The following is a 16,690-nucleotide window of genomic DNA, read 5'->3' as shown; positions in this document are numbered from 1 at the left end:
GTGGCGCCTCGTTATTCGATGACGACCAGCGGCTCGTCGAATTCAACCGGTTGACCATTGTCCAGCAGAATGGCTTTGACCACCCCGGCTTTGTCGGACTCTATCTGGTTCATCATTTTCATGGCTTCGACGATGCACAGCGTGTCGCCGACATTGACCTTTTGTCCGACTTCGATAAAAGGTTTCGCGTCAGGGCTTGGGGTGCGATAAAACGTGCCGACCATCGGGGAGCGCACCAAATGGCCGCTCATGGCGGCGGGTACGGCGGCGGCCTGCTCGGCCGCAGGCGCGGCGGCGACCACCGGGGCCACCTGCTGCTGGGCCGCGGGGATATAAGCCTGTTGCATCATGGGATAGGCAGGCATGGCCGGAGCACGGCTGATACGAACCGATTCCTCACCTTCGGAGATTTCCAGCTCTGAAATGCCGGACTCTTCAACCAGTTCAATCAGCTTCTTGATCTTACGAATATCCATGAGTGGGGTTCCATACTCTAATTAATTGGATGCAGACAGACGATTGACCGCCGTCTGAAAAGCAAAATTATAACCATCGGCGCCGAGGCCGCAGATAACGCCAACCGCAATATCGGAGAGATAGGAATGATGTCGGAATGGCTCGCGCGCATGCACATTGGATAAGTGAATTTCAATAAATGGGATGTTTACCGCTAACAGCGCGTCGCGCAACGCTACGCTGGTATGGGTAAACGCCGCGGGATTGATCACGATAAAATCGGTATTACCGCGGGCCTGATGGATGCGATCTATCAGGACATGTTCCGCATTGGATTGCAGGTGGCTTAACGTCACGCCGAGAGCCTGCGCCTGTGTTTCAAGGCTGCTGATGATATCGGCGAGCGTGGTGTGGCCATACTTATCCGGCTCACGGGTCCCGAGCAGATTCAGGTTGGGACCATTGAGGAGCAAAATGTGAAACTTATCCGCCATCGTGCCGCTATCTCCGGTTAATTAACGAAGCCCCGTAAAAAATAACCTTCCGTAACCGTTTTGTCACCTTTTTGATGAAAAATCCGGGCCAGAGTGTTAACAGGGTCAAGCATTATAATGATATCGCAACTTTTCGCAGCAACATACTGGCGTTATCTGCGAAGATAAGCTGGACGCGGTATCCAAAGTGGAGTGCAAGATAGCGCATTTTGGCGGGGGAATGAAATAAAAAATTCCGCGGCTAGCGCCACCAGCCGCGAAATTTTTTGTAACGCAGTGCTAACAGAACCGCCGCCGCCAGAGCATACAACACCGGCTGGGGCGAGAGAATTTTGACCGACCAGAGATAGTGTATCGGCGCCAGGATCGCCACCACATAGACCAGATTGTGCAGCGTTTGCCACCGGCTTTTCAATTGCCGCTGGGCGCGCTGGGTGGAGGTCAGCGCCAGCGCCAGTAAAATCAGCCAGCTGATGATGCCCAGCGTCAGGTAGGGGCGGGAGACCAGTTCCCGGCCCAGCAGGCCGAGATTGTCGATGCCCAGTTCAAGCACAGAATAGCTCAGCAGATGCAGGCTTACCCAGGCGAAACACCACAGGCCGATAAGACGGCGGCAGCGGATCAGCAGGGGTTGGCGGCCATACCGGGCCAGCGGGGTTATCAACAGCGACGCCAGCAACAGTTTTAGCCCCATGCGCCCGGTAAAGTGCTGGATATCCTTGGCCGGGTCGGCGCTGAAATCGCCCTGACTGACCGCATAGACCAGCCAGACCAGGGGCAGGAACGCCGCCAGGTGAATCAGTACCTTTAGCCAGAAAATGTGTTTAAGGTTAAGCCGCACTCAGAAATTCTCCCGCAAATCCAGGCCACGATATAAGCCGGCCACCTGTTCGGCGTAGCCGTTGAACAACAGGGTCGGCTGGCGTTTTACATCCAGGATGCCGCCGGCGCCGATAGCCCTTTCCGTTGCCTGGGACCAGCGGGGGTGATCCACATGCGGATTCACGTTAGCGTAAAATCCATACTCGTTCGGCGCGGAAAGATTCCAGGTGGTGGGCGGCTGCTCCCGCGTCAGCCGGATATGGACAATGGATTTGATGCCCTTAAAACCATATTTCCAGGGGGTAATCAGGCGGATGGGCGCGCCGTTTTGCGGCGGCAGCGTTTTGCCGTAAACGCCGACCGTCATCAGCGCCAGCGGGTTCATGGCCTCATCGATCCGCAGCCCCTCCACATAAGGGTAATCCAGGCCGCCGCCGATATAACGGTCTTTTTCTCCCGGCATCTGCTCCGGATCGTCCAGAGTCTGGAACGCGACATAACGCGCCTGGCTGGTGGGCTCCGCCAGCTTAAGCAGTTTTCCCAGCTCAAAACCGGTCCAGGGCACGACCATTGACCAGGCCTCCACGCAGCGCAGCCGGTAAATACGTTCTTCCAGCGCAAAACGTTTCAGGATGTCGTCCATGTCAAGCGTCATGGGCTTAGCCACTTCGCCGTCGATGACCACTTTCCAGCCGTCGGTTTTCAGGCCGCCGGCGTTGGCCGCCGGATCGGCTTTATCCAGGCCGAATTCGTAGAAATTATTATAGCCGGTGACTTTATCATACGGCGTCAGCGGCAAATCGGCATGCCAGGCGGCGGGCCGGCTGAAAGACAGATCCTTGCCCGTCGGCGCGGCGGGGGCGGCCTTGTCGCCCTTAAACCAGGACAATACGTTGGCCCGGGCCGACAGCGGCAGGCTGAGCGAGGCCGCGGTGATGCCTAGCGCTTGCAACACCTTACGCCGCTGGAAAAACACGGCCTCGGCGGTAACGTCGGCTTCCCGCAGTTTGCGGTTTCGGGTCATAATCGTCTCCATTAAGCAATTAAGGCTCTGTAGCCAGTATGACGTATAAAACGTTTTTTTATTCCCGCGTCCCGGCGACTATTTTTCCACGCCACCCGTCGGCTGGCGATATTTTGCCCGCTTTGGTTGAAAATATGTCATTTTGTCCGTACTGACGATAAAATATCGTCAGGCTTACCTCAGATATTTTACCGGGGCACAGGGATGCGATTACTCGTCAGACTTTCCGCTATGGTGGCCTTGCTGTGCGCGCTGGTGATGTTATTGATGCTGGCGGGCAGCGCGTTAAGTTTTTTTTACCTCAACGAGCACCGTACCGATCGGCAAATGGCGGCGCTTGCCGCGGCGCTCGATGAGGCGCTGTCGACCCAATCACCCGCCGACCTGGCGCGCTGGCTGCCGTTTGCCCTGCAAAGCGGCGGCATCAGCGAGCTGGAAATCCGCCGCGGCGAGACCACGCTGAACCGTTACCTGCCCGCCGGCCTGGCGGAGAGCGGCCATCCTCCCTCCGATTTCCTGCGCCGCAGCCTGGCGTTGCCCCATCATCCCGACTTGCTGGTCCGGCTGACCTATCCCACGGCGCTGTTAAGCGAGGTGCGCTCGCTGGCGGTGACCGCGCCGGTAAGCATCGCCATCGTCCTGATGGTGCTCTCTTTGCTGATGGGGTTACGCTGGCTGCGCCGCCAAATCCAGCCGCAGGAAACCCTGGAATACCGTGCCCGGCGGATTATGCATGGGGAGCGCGACAGCGTGTCGGGCAATGCCGGCGAGCCGCCGTCGCTGACCAGCAGCGCCATCGATCGCCTGCTCAGCGACCTTGCGCAGGCCCGCGAGCAGCGTAGCCGGGTGGATATCCTGATCCGGGCGTTCGCGGCGCGCGATGCCAAGACCGGGCTGAGCAACCGGCTGTTTTTTGACAACCAGCTGTCGCTCCAGCTGGAAGACAGCCAGGAAATGGGGCCGCATGGCGTGGTGATGATGCTGCGGCCGCCGGATCCCGAGCTGCCGGAAACGCGTCAGGACAAAACACAGGCCCTGGAACTGATACAGGCGCTGATACAGCTGATCGCCACCTATGTGATGCGTTATCCCGACGCGCTGCTGGCGCGTTATTTCCGGCGCGATCTGGCGGTGCTGCTGCCGCATTGCTCCCTCAAGGAGGCCGAGTCGCTGGCGGCGCAACTGGTGGCGGCGCTTGCCACCCTGCCGGGCGTGGCGGGCCATCACCGCGACGATGTGCTCCATATCGGCATTTGCGTCTATCGCCAGGGCCAGACGGCGGTGGAGGTGATGGAGTCCGCTGAGCAGGCCGCCCGCGAAGCGGAATTGCAGGGCGGCAACGCCTGGTCGGTATTCGACAAGCGGGTACCGGAGCAGGTGCGGGGCAATGTCAAATGGCGCACCTTGCTTGAACAGACCCTGGCGCGCGGCGGGCCGGAGCTGTTTACCCGCGCGGCCTACCGGCGCGATGGCCGTCTGGATCATCATGTGGTGATCAACCGTATCCCCGAAGGCGGCCAGGCGTTGGCCGCCGCCGAATTTATGCCGATGCTGCGCCGCCTTGGACTGATGGAGCGCTACGACCGGCAGCAGCTGACCCGTATCCTGCCCCTGCTGGCGCAATTGCCGGAACGGGTGCTGGCGATAACCCTGAGCGTTGACTCGCTGCTGCAACGCGACTTCCGGCTGTGGCTGCGCAATACGCTGATGCAATGCGAAAAAACACAGCGTCGGCAAATTATGTTTGAACTTGTGGAGGCCGATCTTTGTCAACACTTGGTGCGGTTGCGTCCGGTGTTACGCTTGCTGGACGCGCTGGGCTGTCGTCTAAGCGTGGTACAGGCGGGGCTGACGGTGGTGAGTACCGCCTATATCAGCGCGGTGACGATATCTCTCATCAAGCTGCATCCAGGCCTGGCAAGGGAAATCGATCGCCGTGCTGAAAACCAGCTGTTCATCCAGAGCCTGCCCGAAGCCTGCGTCGGCACCGCGACCCAGGTTTTCGCCACCGGCGTAAGGACCCAACTGGAATGGCAAACGCTGGTGGATAACGCGGTCGCAGGGGGACAAGGGGACTTTTTTGCCCCGATAGTGCCTCTGGACGAGATGGTAAAAAAATATTCACGCCAGGATGCGTGAATAGTATAAAAGTTCGTGAAAAATTAACGTACAATACGCCCATTAACCTAATTGGTTAGTAGGTACTTACATTACCTGGAATCAGGTGCACTGCCAGATTTTCTGCCTGCGGTTGCCAATCTGTCGCTCCTTTGCCGTTTATCAGTGGCCACGCCGCCGGCGCGTCCGCCCGTATACGGCAGGCAGAGCGATAAGTGCCGACACCGGCGCCGGAAGTAATCTCGCATTTCATCTGACTAAAAACCGCGTCAGGGATTTCTTCGGTGTGTGGGAATGTTAACGAGGACGTATTTTCATTGAAGCAGCGCGTTATTGCGCCTTGTCGCTGCTTCTCGTGGTTGGTAAAGTAGGCGGATTTTATCTTTCGCCCCAGCTTGCAGGATTATCCTTCAGTTATGTTTAAAAAATTTCGTGGCATGTTTTCCAACGACTTGTCCATCGACCTGGGTACAGCCAATACCCTGATTTATGTAAAAGGACAGGGCATTGTCCTGAACGAACCTTCCGTCGTCGCGATTCGTCAGGATCGCGCCGGCTCGCCGAAAAGCGTCGCCGCCGTCGGCCATGAAGCCAAACAGATGCTGGGTCGCACACCCGGCAATATCGCGGCGATTCGTCCGATGAAGGACGGCGTCATCGCGGATTTCTTCGTCACCGAAAAAATGCTGCAGCACTTCATCAAACAGGTTCACAGCAACAGCTTCATGCGCCCGAGTCCGCGGGTGCTGGTTTGCGTCCCGGTCGGCGCCACCCAGGTGGAACGCCGCGCGATCCGTGAATCGGCCCAAGGGGCGGGGGCGCGCGAAGTATTCCTGATTGAGGAACCCATGGCCGCCGCCATCGGCGCCGGGCTGCCGGTGTCAGAAGCCACCGGCTCCATGGTGGTGGATATCGGCGGCGGCACCACGGAAGTGGCGGTGATCTCCCTGAACGGGGTGGTTTATTCTTCTTCCGTGCGTATTGGCGGCGATCGCTTCGATGAGGCTATTATTAATTATGTGCGCCGCAATTACGGCTCATTGATTGGCGAAGCCACCGCCGAACGCATCAAGCATGAAATTGGATCCGCTTATCCTGGCGATGAAGTCAGGGAAATCGAAGTCCGCGGCCGTAATCTGGCCGAGGGCGTGCCCCGGGGCTTTACCCTGAACTCCAATGAAATCCTTGAAGCGCTGCAGGAGCCGTTAACCGGCATCGTGAGCGCGGTCATGGTGGCGCTGGAACAGTGCCCGCCCGAGCTGGCCTCCGATATCTCCGAGCGCGGCATGGTCCTGACCGGCGGCGGCGCGTTGCTGCGCAATCTCGACCGTCTGCTGATGGAAGAGACCGGCATACCCGTGGTGGTGGCGGAAGATCCCCTCACCTGCGTCGCCCGTGGCGGCGGCAAGGCGCTGGAGATGATCGATATGCACGGCGGTGATTTGTTCAGCGAAGAATAACCTGCCTCGAAAAGGGGGGAACCACCCGGGTGAACGCTGAGATTTCTCATCCTGGTCGGCGCCCCCCTTTTTTGTTGAGGAAAATGCATAGCTTATGAAGCCGATTTTTAGCAGGGGACCTTCTCTGCAACTCCGACTGTTCCTGGCCGTGATGGTGGCTATCGCCATTATTATCGCCGACAGCCGGCTCGGGACCTTTGTGCAGATACGCACATACATGGATACCGCCGTCAGCCCGTTCTATTTCCTGGCCAATGGTCCGCGCAAGATGCTGGACAACGTGTCGGAAACGCTGGCGTCGCGCGGACAGCTCGAGCAGGAGAACCATACCCTGCGCCAGGAACTGCTGCTCAGGAACAGCGAACAGCTGCTGCTGGGGCAATTCCGGCAGGAGAACGCGCGTCTGCGCGAGCTGCTCGGTTCGCCCCTGCGCCAGGATGAGCAGAAGATGGTCACCCAGGTTATCTCCACCAGTACCGATCCTTACAGCGACCAGGTGGTGATCGATAAAGGTCTGGACAGCGGCGTTTATGTCGGCCAGCCGGTCATCAGCGACAAAGGCGTGGTCGGCCAGGTAGTGGCCGCCGGCAAAATGACCAGCCGGGTGTTGCTGATTTGCGATGCGTCCCATGCCTTGCCCATCCAGGTCTTACGCAACGATATCCGGGTCATCGTGGCCGGCAACGGCTGCACCGAAGATCTGCAGCTGGAGCATTTACCGGGCAACACCGATATCCGCGTCGGCGATGTGCTGGTGACCTCCGGTCTTGGCGGCCGTTTCCCCGAAGGATATCCGGTGGGCGTGGTGTCGTCGGTTAAGGTCGATACCCAGCGTGCCTACACCGTGATCCAGGCCAGGCCGACCGCCCAATTGCAGCGGCTGCGCTATTTGCTGTTGTTATGGGGAGCCGACCCCCGGGGCGAGGTGCCGCTGCCGCCGGCGGAGGTCCATCGGGTGGCCAATGAACGCCTGATGCAGATGATGCCGCAGGTGCTGCCGTCCCAGGATAGCATCATGGGGCCGGAAGCGCCGGCAAGCGCACCGGCCGCGGCGCCCGCCGCCGCTGCTCCGGCGGCGGATGCCAGGGCGGGGACCTCCCGCGCGGCACCGGCCGGCAATGCGTCGCCGGCCAATCACGCGGCGACGGGTCGCGCCGCGCCGGCGGGCAATCGCACCGCGGCGGATAGCGCTGCGCCGGCATCCAGCCGTACGGCCCCCGCCGGCAGCGCGCCGGACGCCAACCCGACGTCCCCCGCCGGCAACGCGCCGGCAGCCGGCCATACGGCGCCGGCTTCAGGGCGGTCCACGCCGGCGGTGAATCCGTTTTCCGGGTCCCGGCAATGAACCGTTATCGCCGCAACGGCACCTGGGTCATCTGGCTCTCATTTCTTCTCGCCATCGTATTGCAAATCATGCCGTGGCCCGAGCAGCTTTACCTGTTCAGGCCCTCCTGGCTCAGCCTGGTGCTGATTTACTGGGTGATGGCGATACCACACCGGGTTAATGTCGGCACCGGCTTCGTGCTGGGGCTTATCATGGATCTCATCCTGGGTTCCATCCTGGGCGTCAGGGCGCTGGCGTTAAGCATCCTGGCCTACCTGGTGGTCTTCAAATTCCAGTTGTTTAGGAATATGGCCCTATGGCAGCAGTCGCTGATCGTGGTAATGCTATCATTGACCATGCATGTCATCGTGTTCTGGGCTGAGTTCCTGGTGATCAATATTTCATTCAGGCCGGAAATTTTCTGGAGCAGCGTCGTGGACGGCGTGTTATGGCCGTGGCTGTTTTTACTGATGCGTAAAGTGCGCCGCCAGTTTTCCGTGCAATAGGGGCTGTTATGACCGCGATATATCTGGCTTCCGGCTCACCCAGGCGCAGGGAATTGCTCACATTGCTGGACGTGCCGTTCGACGTGCTCTGCGCCCCGGTGGCGGAACTGCGCCGCGCGGGGGAGAAGGCGCCGGAATATGTGCGCCGGCTGGCGCTGGAAAAAGCGTTGGCCGGCGTGGCGATAGCTCCTGAACCGCGTCCGGTGCTGGGAGCGGATACCATCGTGGTGCTGGATGGCCGCATCCTGGAAAAACCGCGCGACGGCGCCCATGCCGCCGAGATGTTAACGGCCCTCTCGGGACAATGCCACCAGGTGATGACGGCGATCGCTTTTGCCGACGCCGGGCATCAGCTTTGCCTCAGCGTCGTGACCGAAGTCACATTCCGCCTGTTGTCGCCGCAGGAGATTCATCGCTATATTGCCTCCGGTGAACCCATGGATAAAGCCGGGGCTTACGGCATCCAGGGATTGGGCGGGGTTTTTGTCAGGGCTATCAATGGAAGCTATCACGGCGTGGTGGGTTTGCCGCTGGTGGAAACCTCTGAATTGCTTTGCCAGTTTATTGCTTTACGTAGTCTGAGAGGACAACATGGCTGCTGAATTACTGGTTAATATCACGCCTTCCGAGACGCGGGTCGCTTATATCGACGGCGGCATTTTGCAGGAAATCCACATTGAACGCGAGGCCCGGCGGGGTATTGTTGGTAATATCTATAAAGGCCGGGTCAGCCGCGTACTGCCGGGCATGCAGGCGGCGTTTATCGATATCGGCCTGGATAAGGCGGCGTTTTTGCATGCGTCCGATATCATGCCGCATACCGAATGCGTCGCCGGCGAAGAGCAGAAAAACTTCCATGTGCGCGATATTGCCGAACTGGTCAGGCAAGGACAGGACATCATTGTACAGGTGGTCAAGGATCCGTTGGGCACCAAAGGCGCGCGCCTGACCACCGACATTACGCTGCCCTCGCGTTACCTGGTGTTTATGCCCGGGGCGTCCCATGTCGGCGTATCCCAACGCATCGATAGCGAGGAAGAGCGCGAGCGCCTTAAGCGCACCGTGGCGGATTACTGCGATGAGCACGGCGGGTTTATTATCCGCACCGCGGCGGAAGGCATCGGCGAAGAGGAACTGGCCCAGGATGCCGCTTTTCTCAAACGCCTGTGGACCAAGGTCATGGAGCGCAAACGCCGTAACCAGAGCAAATATATGCTTTACGGCGAGCTGGCGCTGGCGCAGCGCATCTTGCGCGATTTTGCCGGCGCCGCGCTGGATCGCATCCGGGTGGACTCCCGCCTGACCTTTGATCTGCTGGTGGAGTTTACCGGTGAATATATTCCGGAGATGACCCACAAGCTCGAGCATTACAACGGCAAACAGCCTATCTTTGATCTTTATGACGTGGAAAACGAAATCCAGCGCTCACTGGAACGTAAAGTCGAGCTGAAATCGGGGGGATATCTGATCATCGACCAGACCGAGGCGATGACCACCATTGATATTAATACCGGCGCGTTTGTCGGCCACCGGAACCTGGATGAAACCATCTTCAACACCAATATCGAGGCCACCCAGGCCATTGCCCGCCAACTGCGGTTGCGTAACCTGGGCGGCATTATTATCATCGATTTTATCGATATGGTTAATGAAGAACACCGGCGGCGGGTATTGCATTCGCTGGAGCAGGCGCTGAGCAAGGATCGGGTAAAAACCGGCATCAACGGCTTCTCCCAGCTCGGCCTGGTGGAGATGACCCGCAAACGCACCCGTGAAAGTATTGAACATGTGCTGTGCAGCGAGTGTCCTACTTGTCATGGCCGCGGCACGGTGAAAACCATTGAGACCGTTTGTTATGAAATTATGCGCGAGATCGTGCGGGTGCACCATGCCTACGAATCCGACCGTTTTTTGGTATACGCCTCGGCGGCGGTGGGCGAAGCGCTGAAAAGCGACGAATCCCATGCGCTGGCGGAGGTGGAGATTTTTGTCGGCAAGCAGGTTAAGGTGCAGATCGAACCGCTCTACAGTCAGGAGCAGTTCGACGTCGTGATGATGTAGCCAGAGGATTCAGGCCCGGCGTAGAGCATGACACGCGGGCAGGAGATAAAAATAAATACTTGCCGTAAGCGGTGCGACGGGAAGCAAGGAGAAAGGCGTGAAGCGACTGCCGGGGATATTGCTGGCCCTATGTGCAACCCTGATTGTCCTGGTGGCATTAGCGGTCAGTGCGTTACGCCTGGCGTTGCCCCATCTGGACAGCTTTCGCCCGCAAATTGTCCAAACCCTAAACACCGCTACCGGACTCAATGTCCAGATCCGTGAAATGCACGGCACCTGGCAGTCCTTCGGCCCGACGCTTGATATCCGCGCCATTGAATCCGTTACCGCCGATGAACAGTTGCGTATCCAGCGCGTTACCCTGGCCCTGGACGTCTGGCAATCGCTGCTGCACTGGCGCTGGCAATTTCGCGACGTCACGTTTTATCGATTGCAGCTGGATTTAAATACCACCCTGCTGGGCCGCGACCATCAGGGCAGCCCCATTAAATCCGACCAGCTTTCCGATCTGTTTTTACATCAGTTCGACCACTTTATCCTGCGCGACAGCGAGCTCTCTTTCCTGACGCCCTCGGGGGAGCGCACCATGCTTTCGGTGCCGCAACTGACCTGGCTCAACTCACGCCAGCGCCACCGGGCGGAAGGACAGATAGCCTTATCCAACGTTGATGTGCAGCAGGGCGCGATCCAGTTGCGCATGGACCTCAATGATGAAAACGGTCTGCTGGATAACGGCAAAATCTACTTGCAGGCCGATAATATCAATCTCAAGCCATGGTTCAGCCAGTGGGTGCAAAGCCAGACCGGTTTGCAACGGGCCGATTTCAGCCTGGCCGCCTGGCTGAGCCTGGATCATGGCGATATTACCGGCGGCGACGCCTTTTTCAGCCAGGGGACGGCTAGCTGGCAGGACGGAGGCCAGGACCACCGCGTGGATGTGGCGAAATTGGCCCTGCACCTGAGCAAACAGGGCGACGGATGGCAAATGGACGTGCCGGTGCTCAACATCGCCACCGACGGGGAATCCTGGGCGCCCGGCGCGCTCTCGCTGTTCTGGCTGCCGGAAAAGAATCATCTGTTCGCGCCCGACAGGGCCGGGGAAATCCGCCTGCGGGCGAAAAACCTGGAGCTGCAGCGTTTCAGTCCCTTCTTGCCGCTGATATCCATTATTACACCCAACCTGCGCGCCCGCTGGCAGGATCTGCAGCCCAAAGGGGTACTGTCCACCCTGGCGCTGGATATTCCGCTTAATAACCCGGAAAAAATCCGTTTCCAGAGCGACTGGCGCGATCTCAGCTGGCAGCAATGGCAACTCCTGCCCGGCGTGGATCATGTCGGCGGTTCGGTGGCGGGAACCCTTGCCGCCGGCCGGCTAAACCTGGCGCTGGATAACAGCACCTTGCCGTATAAAGATATGTTTCGCGCGCCGCTGGAAGTGCAGCGGGCCAGGGCCGCCCTTGACTGGCGCAATGATGAGCAGGGCCTGCGGTTATGGGGCAGCGATATCGATCTGCAGGCCACCTCGCTGTGGGCGACCGGGGACTTTTATTTTCATCAGCCCCTCAACGGTAATCCGTGGCTGGATGTGCTGTCCGGTCTGCGCTTGTATGATGCCGCCCAGGTCTGGCGCTATTTTCCCGAGCCGTTAATGGGCACCCACCTGGTCAATTACCTCACCGGCGCGTTGAAAGGCGGGCAGGTGGATAACGCCACGCTGGTCTTTGCCGGCGATCCCAAACAATTCCCGTTTAAGCATAACGACGGGCAATTCGAGGTACTGGTGCCGCTGCGCCATGCGGACTATGAATTTGAACCCGGCTGGCCGCGGCTGACCGATCTAAGTATCGATCTGGACTTCCTGAACGACGGTTTGTTTATGCGCGCGCCGCAGGCGAAGCTGGGCGAGGCGACCGGCAGTAATATCGTGGCCGCCATCCCCGATTATTCCAAACAGCTGCTGTTGGTGGATGCTGATGTCAGCGGGTCCGGCCCGGCCATCGGCGCCTATTTTAACCAGACTCCGCTGCAGAAATCCCTTGGCGCGGCGCTTGCCGAGCTGCAGGTCGGCGGCAATGTTAGTGGGGACTTACACCTATCCATACCCCTTAGCGGCCAGGCAGTCACCGCATCGGGTCAGGTGAATCTGGCTGACAACAGCCTGCTGATTAAGCCGTTGGGCACCACCATGAACAACCTGAACGGCCAGTTCCGCTACCATAATGGCAACCTGGACAGCGATATGCTGTCGGCGCAGTGGCTGGGACAGCCGGTAGCGGTGCGTTTCACGACGCAAGAACTGCAAAAAAGCTTTGATATCAACGTCGATATGCAAGGGGACTGGTCGGTGGCCCATCTGTCCGGCCTGCCTGAACCCATGGCGAAAGCGCTGGGGGGACGGGCCTCCTGGCAGAGCGTGATGGCGATAACCTTGCCGTTGCAAGGCAAACCCGCGTATACCGTGGATGTCACCGCCGATTTAAAAAATGTAAGCAGTCACTTACCTGCGCCATTGGATAAAGCGGCCGGCCAGCCGTTCCCATTAGCGGTCAAGGCCCAGGGCGGGCTGACGGGCTTTACGTTGAGCGGGCATGCCGGCAAGAATAATGCCTTTAACAGCGAATGGCAGTTGGGCAAGCTGGTTACGCTTGCGCGCGGCGCGTGGGCCACCGATAACGCCAGGATACCGCCGCTGCCGGACGGTAAAAGCCTGACGCTGAATCTACCGGCGCTGGACGGCGAAAAATGGCTGGCGTTAATGACGCCGCAGTCCCGCTCGGCGGGCAAAGCGGTGGCCAGCCGGTTCCGTTTCCCGGATGCCCTGACGCTGAATACGCCGTTATTGGCCCTGGGCGGCCAGCAATGGCACGCGCTGTCGCTGACGCGCCGCAATACCCTGGGCGGCAGCGTCGTTGAAGCCCGCGGCAAGGAAATCGACGGCAAGCTGGCGCTAGCGAACCAAGGCCCCTGGCGGGCGGATATCCGTTACCTTTATTATAATCCGCTGTGGCCGAAAAACGGCGCGGCTGGCGATACGCTCTTCCAGGATGACGACCCGGCCGCCGGCTTTAGCGACTGGCCGGCACTGCAGCTGCGCTGCCAGGAGTGCTGGCTGCTGGGGCAAAATCTGGGCCGGGTCGAGGCGGATGTGACGCCGCAGAAAAATACCCTGGCGCTGAGCCATGGCCTGGTGGATACCGGCAAATCCCGGCTGACGCTTGAGGGCGGATGGTCGCGCACCGGCCGGCAAAACCTGACCTCGGTCAAAGGCAAACTGAGCGGTAAAAATATCGGCGAGGCGGCGGACTATGTCGGCATCGACACCCCATTGCGCGACGCGCCTTTTAACCTGGATTACGATCTGCACTGGCAGTCGCTGCCCTGGACACCCGAGATCGCCAGCCTGAACGGCGTATTGCACACCAATCTCGGCAAAGGCAAGATCGATAATCTCAGCAGCGGCCAGGCGGGCAGGCTATTGCGCCTGATTAGCTTCGACGCGCTGTTGCGCAAGCTCCAGTTCGATTTCCGCGACACCTTCGGTAAAGGATTCTATTTTGACTCCATTAAAGGTACCGCCTGGATTAAAGACGGTGTGCTGCATACCAACGACTCGCTGATTGATGGCCTGGAAGCGGACATCGCCATGAACGGCCAGGTGGATTTGAACGCGCAGCGCATTGATATGGAAGCGGTGATAGCGCCGGAAATCTCCGCCACCGTCGGGGTTGCCGCCGCGTTTGCCATCAATCCGGTGGTCGGCGCCGCGGTATTCGCCGCCAGCAAGGTCCTGGCGCCGCTGTGGAACAAAATCTCGGTGATTCGCTATCACATCACCGGCAGCCTGGATCAGCCGAAAATCGAGGAAGTGCTGCGCCAGCCGCGCACACCGGCGGGTCATAGTAAATAATCAGCGTGCATTTGACGCCGGCGTTGAATTGCCGCAGTCTATAAATATGACTATAACGATTGTTAATACGATTATTATTCCAGCCGTTGCTGGCCAATCCATCATTAATAAGAGTGAAAACCTATGAGTCTGACTTTTGTCAGTGAGCAATTACTCGCGGCCAACAACCTGAGTCACGAAGATCTTTTTTCGCTGTTAGGCCAGATGAGCGAACGTCGTCTGGATTATGCCGATCTCTATTTCCAATCCAGCTACCACGAGTCCTGGGTGATTGAGGACGGCATCATCAAAGATGGATCCTATAACATTGACCAGGGTGTCGGCGTGCGTGCGGTCAGCGGGGAAAAAACCGGCTTCGCCTATGCCGATCAGCTCACCCTTAACGCGTTGCAATTAAGCGTCAACGCGGCGCGCAGCATTGTCAGCGAGCAGGGCAACGGCCGGGTGCATACCCTGGGCGAAGTTCCTTATAAATCCCTCTATACGCAGCGTGATCCGCTTAACAGCCTGCCGCGTGAAGAGAAAATCGCCTTATTGCATCGGGTGGATAAAGTCGCGCGCGCCGCCGACCCCCGGGTGCAGGAAGTGAATGCCAGCCTGTCCGGCGTGTATGAACAGATCCTGGTGGCGGCCAGCGACGGTACCCTGGCGGCGGATGTGCGCCCGCTGGTGCGCCTGTCCATCAGCGTTCAGGTTGAGCAGGACGGCAAACGCGAGCGTGGTTCCAGCGGCGGCGGCGGCCGTTTTGGTTATGACTTTTTCCTTGAGAGCGTCGACGGCGACGTGCGTGCCGACAGCTGGGCGCGGGAAGCGGTGCGCATGGCGTTGGTTAATCTGTCCGCCGTGGCGGCGCCGGCCGGTGCCATGCCGGTGGTGCTGGGCGCCGGCTGGCCTGGCGTGCTGCTGCATGAAGCGGTGGGCCACGGACTGGAAGGCGATTTTAACCGTCGCGGCAGCTCGGTGTTCAGCGGACAGATGGACCAATTGGTGGCCTCGCCGTTATGCACCGTGGTGGATGACGGCACGCTGGCCGGCCTGCGCGGTTCGCTTGCCATCGATGACGAAGGGGTGCCCGGACAATATAATATGCTGATCGAAAACGGCATTCTCAAAGGGTATATGCAGGATAAGCTCAATGCCAGGCTGATGGGCGTAGCGCCCACCGGCAACGGCCGGCGCGAGTCCTACGCGCATTTGCCGATGCCGCGCATGACCAACACCTATATGCTGGCCGGTCAGTCCACGCCCGAGGAGATTATCGCCAGCGTCGAATATGGCCTGTATGCGCCCAACTTCGGCGGCGGCCAGGTGGATATCACCTCCGGCAAATTTGTTTTCTCCACGTCCGAGGCCTATCTGATCGAAAACGGCCGGGTAACCCATCCGGTTAAAGGCGCGACCCTGATCGGTTCCGGCATCGAGGCGATGCAGAAAATCTCCATGGTCGGCAATGACCTGGCGCTGGATAAAGGGGTCGGCGTGTGCGGCAAGGAAGGCCAGAGCGTGCCGGTCGGCGTCGGCCAGCCCACGCTTAAGCTCGACAATATCACCGTCGGCGGCACCGCCTGAGTCCTGCCCCGCCGGGATATCAGAACATGGTATCCTGGCGGAACGCCTGGTAGACCGCCGTGACATTGTTAAAGTATTCATGCATGGCGTTGATGCACACCTGCACCTTCAGCGGCAATTTATCCTTCTGGGTATACACCGCATACACCGGCCGCGGGTCGGAAAGATAGCGATTGAATAAAATCTCCACATTGCCCTGCTTTATCTCATCCAGAACCCACATGATCGGCACATAGGCGATGCCGGCGCCGGCGGTCAGCCAGCGGATCAGCGTCTGTGAGTCGTTGGTGGCGAAACGGCCCTGCGGCGCCAGATGCAGGGTGATACCCTCCGGGGCCACCAGCTCGAATTCGCTGTCCGGCCTGACGTCATATTCCAGCCAGGAAAAATTAGCCATATCGCTGGGCTTTTCCGGCGTGCCGTGGGCGGCCAGGTAGCTTTTGGCGGCGCAAACCACCATCGGCATGGCGCCGAGACGGCGTGAAAAAAGACTGGAATCCTGCAGCGCGCCCACCCGCACCACCAGATCCAAGCCGTCGGCGATCAAATCCGGCGCCGGTATGCCGGTTACCAGGTTTACCGACAGTCCCGGATATTCCTTCAGCATATCGGCGGTGATGGTCGCCAGGACGTTATGGGCCATGGTGGACGAACTGCCGACGCGCAGCGTGCCGATCGGGGTATTGTTAAAAGCGTAGAGCTGCTCATGCACCTCCTGGAACTCCAGCAGCATACGGCGGCAGCCCTGATAATAAATCTTGCCGGCCTCGGTCAGGCCCAGGCTGCGGGTGCTGCGGTTAAGCAGTTTTACCTGCAGTTCGTTTTCCAGTTTCGCCACGGTCTGGCTGATGGACGATACGCTCATCTGCAGTTGCCGGGCGGCGGAGGTAAACGAGCCGCCTTCCACCACCTTGGCGAATACCATCATACGTTTCAGTCTTTCCATTGT

The 16,690-nt window shown here is 59.2% G+C and carries 13 protein-coding genes; 8 read left to right on the top strand and 5 right to left on the bottom strand.

The genetic code is table 11. The features are described from left to right. Positions 1-11: 11 nt before the first annotated feature. The 4 genes from accB to msrP form a co-directional block, all read right to left on the bottom strand. A complete protein-coding gene (accB, locus tag ACL2XQ_RS23420) occupies positions 12-476 on the bottom strand; it encodes an acetyl-CoA carboxylase biotin carboxyl carrier protein (RefSeq protein WP_413739762.1) in 465 nt (154 codons plus the stop codon). A gap of 21 nt (positions 477-497) precedes the next feature. Further along, positions 498-950 carry a type II 3-dehydroquinate dehydratase gene (gene aroQ, locus ACL2XQ_RS23415; RefSeq protein ID WP_413721548.1) on the bottom strand — a complete coding sequence of 151 codons (453 nt, stop codon included), beginning with the start codon at positions 948-950 and terminating at the stop codon, positions 498-500. A gap of 241 nt (positions 951-1,191) precedes the next feature. After that, the gene (gene msrQ / locus ACL2XQ_RS23410; RefSeq protein WP_410013316.1) at positions 1,192-1,791 is read right to left on the bottom strand and encodes a protein-methionine-sulfoxide reductase heme-binding subunit MsrQ; all 600 of its coding nucleotides are present in this window, start codon (positions 1,789-1,791) and stop codon (positions 1,192-1,194) included. Next, positions 1,792-2,796 (bottom strand): protein-methionine-sulfoxide reductase catalytic subunit MsrP, encoded by a 1,005-nt coding sequence (msrP, locus tag ACL2XQ_RS23405; protein ID WP_410013317.1) that lies wholly within the window; start codon positions 2,794-2,796, stop codon positions 1,792-1,794. It lies immediately after the preceding gene. A 204-nt stretch (positions 2,797-3,000) separates the two neighbouring features. Here msrP and csrD point away from each other — a divergent pair, with 204 nt between their 5' ends. The 8 genes from csrD to tldD all read left to right on the top strand — a co-directional run bounded on the left by csrD (position 3,001) and on the right by tldD (position 15,741). Beyond that, a complete protein-coding gene (gene csrD, locus ACL2XQ_RS23400) occupies positions 3,001-4,935 on the top strand; it encodes an RNase E specificity factor CsrD (RefSeq protein WP_413739761.1) in 1,935 nt (644 codons plus the stop codon). A gap of 395 nt (positions 4,936-5,330) precedes the next feature. Next, positions 5,331-6,374 (top strand): rod shape-determining protein MreB, encoded by a 1,044-nt coding sequence (mreB, locus tag ACL2XQ_RS23395; RefSeq protein WP_004385136.1) that lies wholly within the window; start codon positions 5,331-5,333, stop codon positions 6,372-6,374. 94 nt (positions 6,375-6,468) lie between these two features. Continuing rightward, positions 6,469-7,719, top strand: coding sequence for a rod shape-determining protein MreC (gene mreC / locus ACL2XQ_RS23390; protein ID WP_410013319.1), 1,251 nt, complete (start codon positions 6,469-6,471; stop codon positions 7,717-7,719). Beyond that, positions 7,716-8,204, top strand: a complete 489-nt coding sequence (mreD, locus tag ACL2XQ_RS23385; RefSeq protein WP_410013320.1) for a rod shape-determining protein MreD — start codon at positions 7,716-7,718, stop codon at positions 8,202-8,204. The genes mreC and mreD overlap by 4 nt, the downstream gene beginning before the upstream one ends. An 8-nt stretch (positions 8,205-8,212) precedes the next feature. After that, the gene (locus tag ACL2XQ_RS23380) at positions 8,213-8,806 is read left to right on the top strand and encodes a Maf family protein (RefSeq protein WP_413721545.1); all 594 of its coding nucleotides are present in this window, start codon (positions 8,213-8,215) and stop codon (positions 8,804-8,806) included. Continuing rightward, positions 8,796-10,265, top strand: a complete 1,470-nt coding sequence (rng, locus tag ACL2XQ_RS23375) for a ribonuclease G (protein ID WP_410013322.1) — start codon at positions 8,796-8,798, stop codon at positions 10,263-10,265. The genes ACL2XQ_RS23380 and rng overlap by 11 nt, the downstream gene beginning before the upstream one ends. Positions 10,266-10,362: 97 nt before the next feature. Then, on the top strand, positions 10,363-14,172 hold the full coding sequence (yhdP, locus tag ACL2XQ_RS23370; RefSeq protein WP_413739760.1) for an AsmA2 domain-containing protein YhdP: 3,810 nt from the start codon (positions 10,363-10,365) through the stop codon (positions 14,170-14,172). Between the two features lie 123 nt (positions 14,173-14,295). Further along, a complete protein-coding gene (gene tldD / locus ACL2XQ_RS23365; protein WP_413721543.1) occupies positions 14,296-15,741 on the top strand; it encodes a metalloprotease TldD in 1,446 nt (481 codons plus the stop codon). A 19-nt stretch (positions 15,742-15,760) separates the two neighbouring features. Here tldD and aaeR read toward each other — a convergent pair whose 3' ends face one another. After that, complete coding sequence (aaeR, locus tag ACL2XQ_RS23360) at positions 15,761-16,687, bottom strand: HTH-type transcriptional activator AaeR (protein WP_410013325.1); 927 nt, start codon at positions 16,685-16,687, stop codon at positions 15,761-15,763. Positions 16,688-16,690 lie beyond the last annotated feature (3 nt).

Source organism: Sodalis sp. RH14, from assembly GCF_047324285.1.
GTDB lineage: Bacteria > Pseudomonadota > Gammaproteobacteria > Enterobacterales > Enterobacteriaceae > Acerihabitans.
The sequence above is the reverse complement of the archived record's forward strand: the minus strand, read 5'-3'. Positions and strand labels throughout refer to the sequence as shown.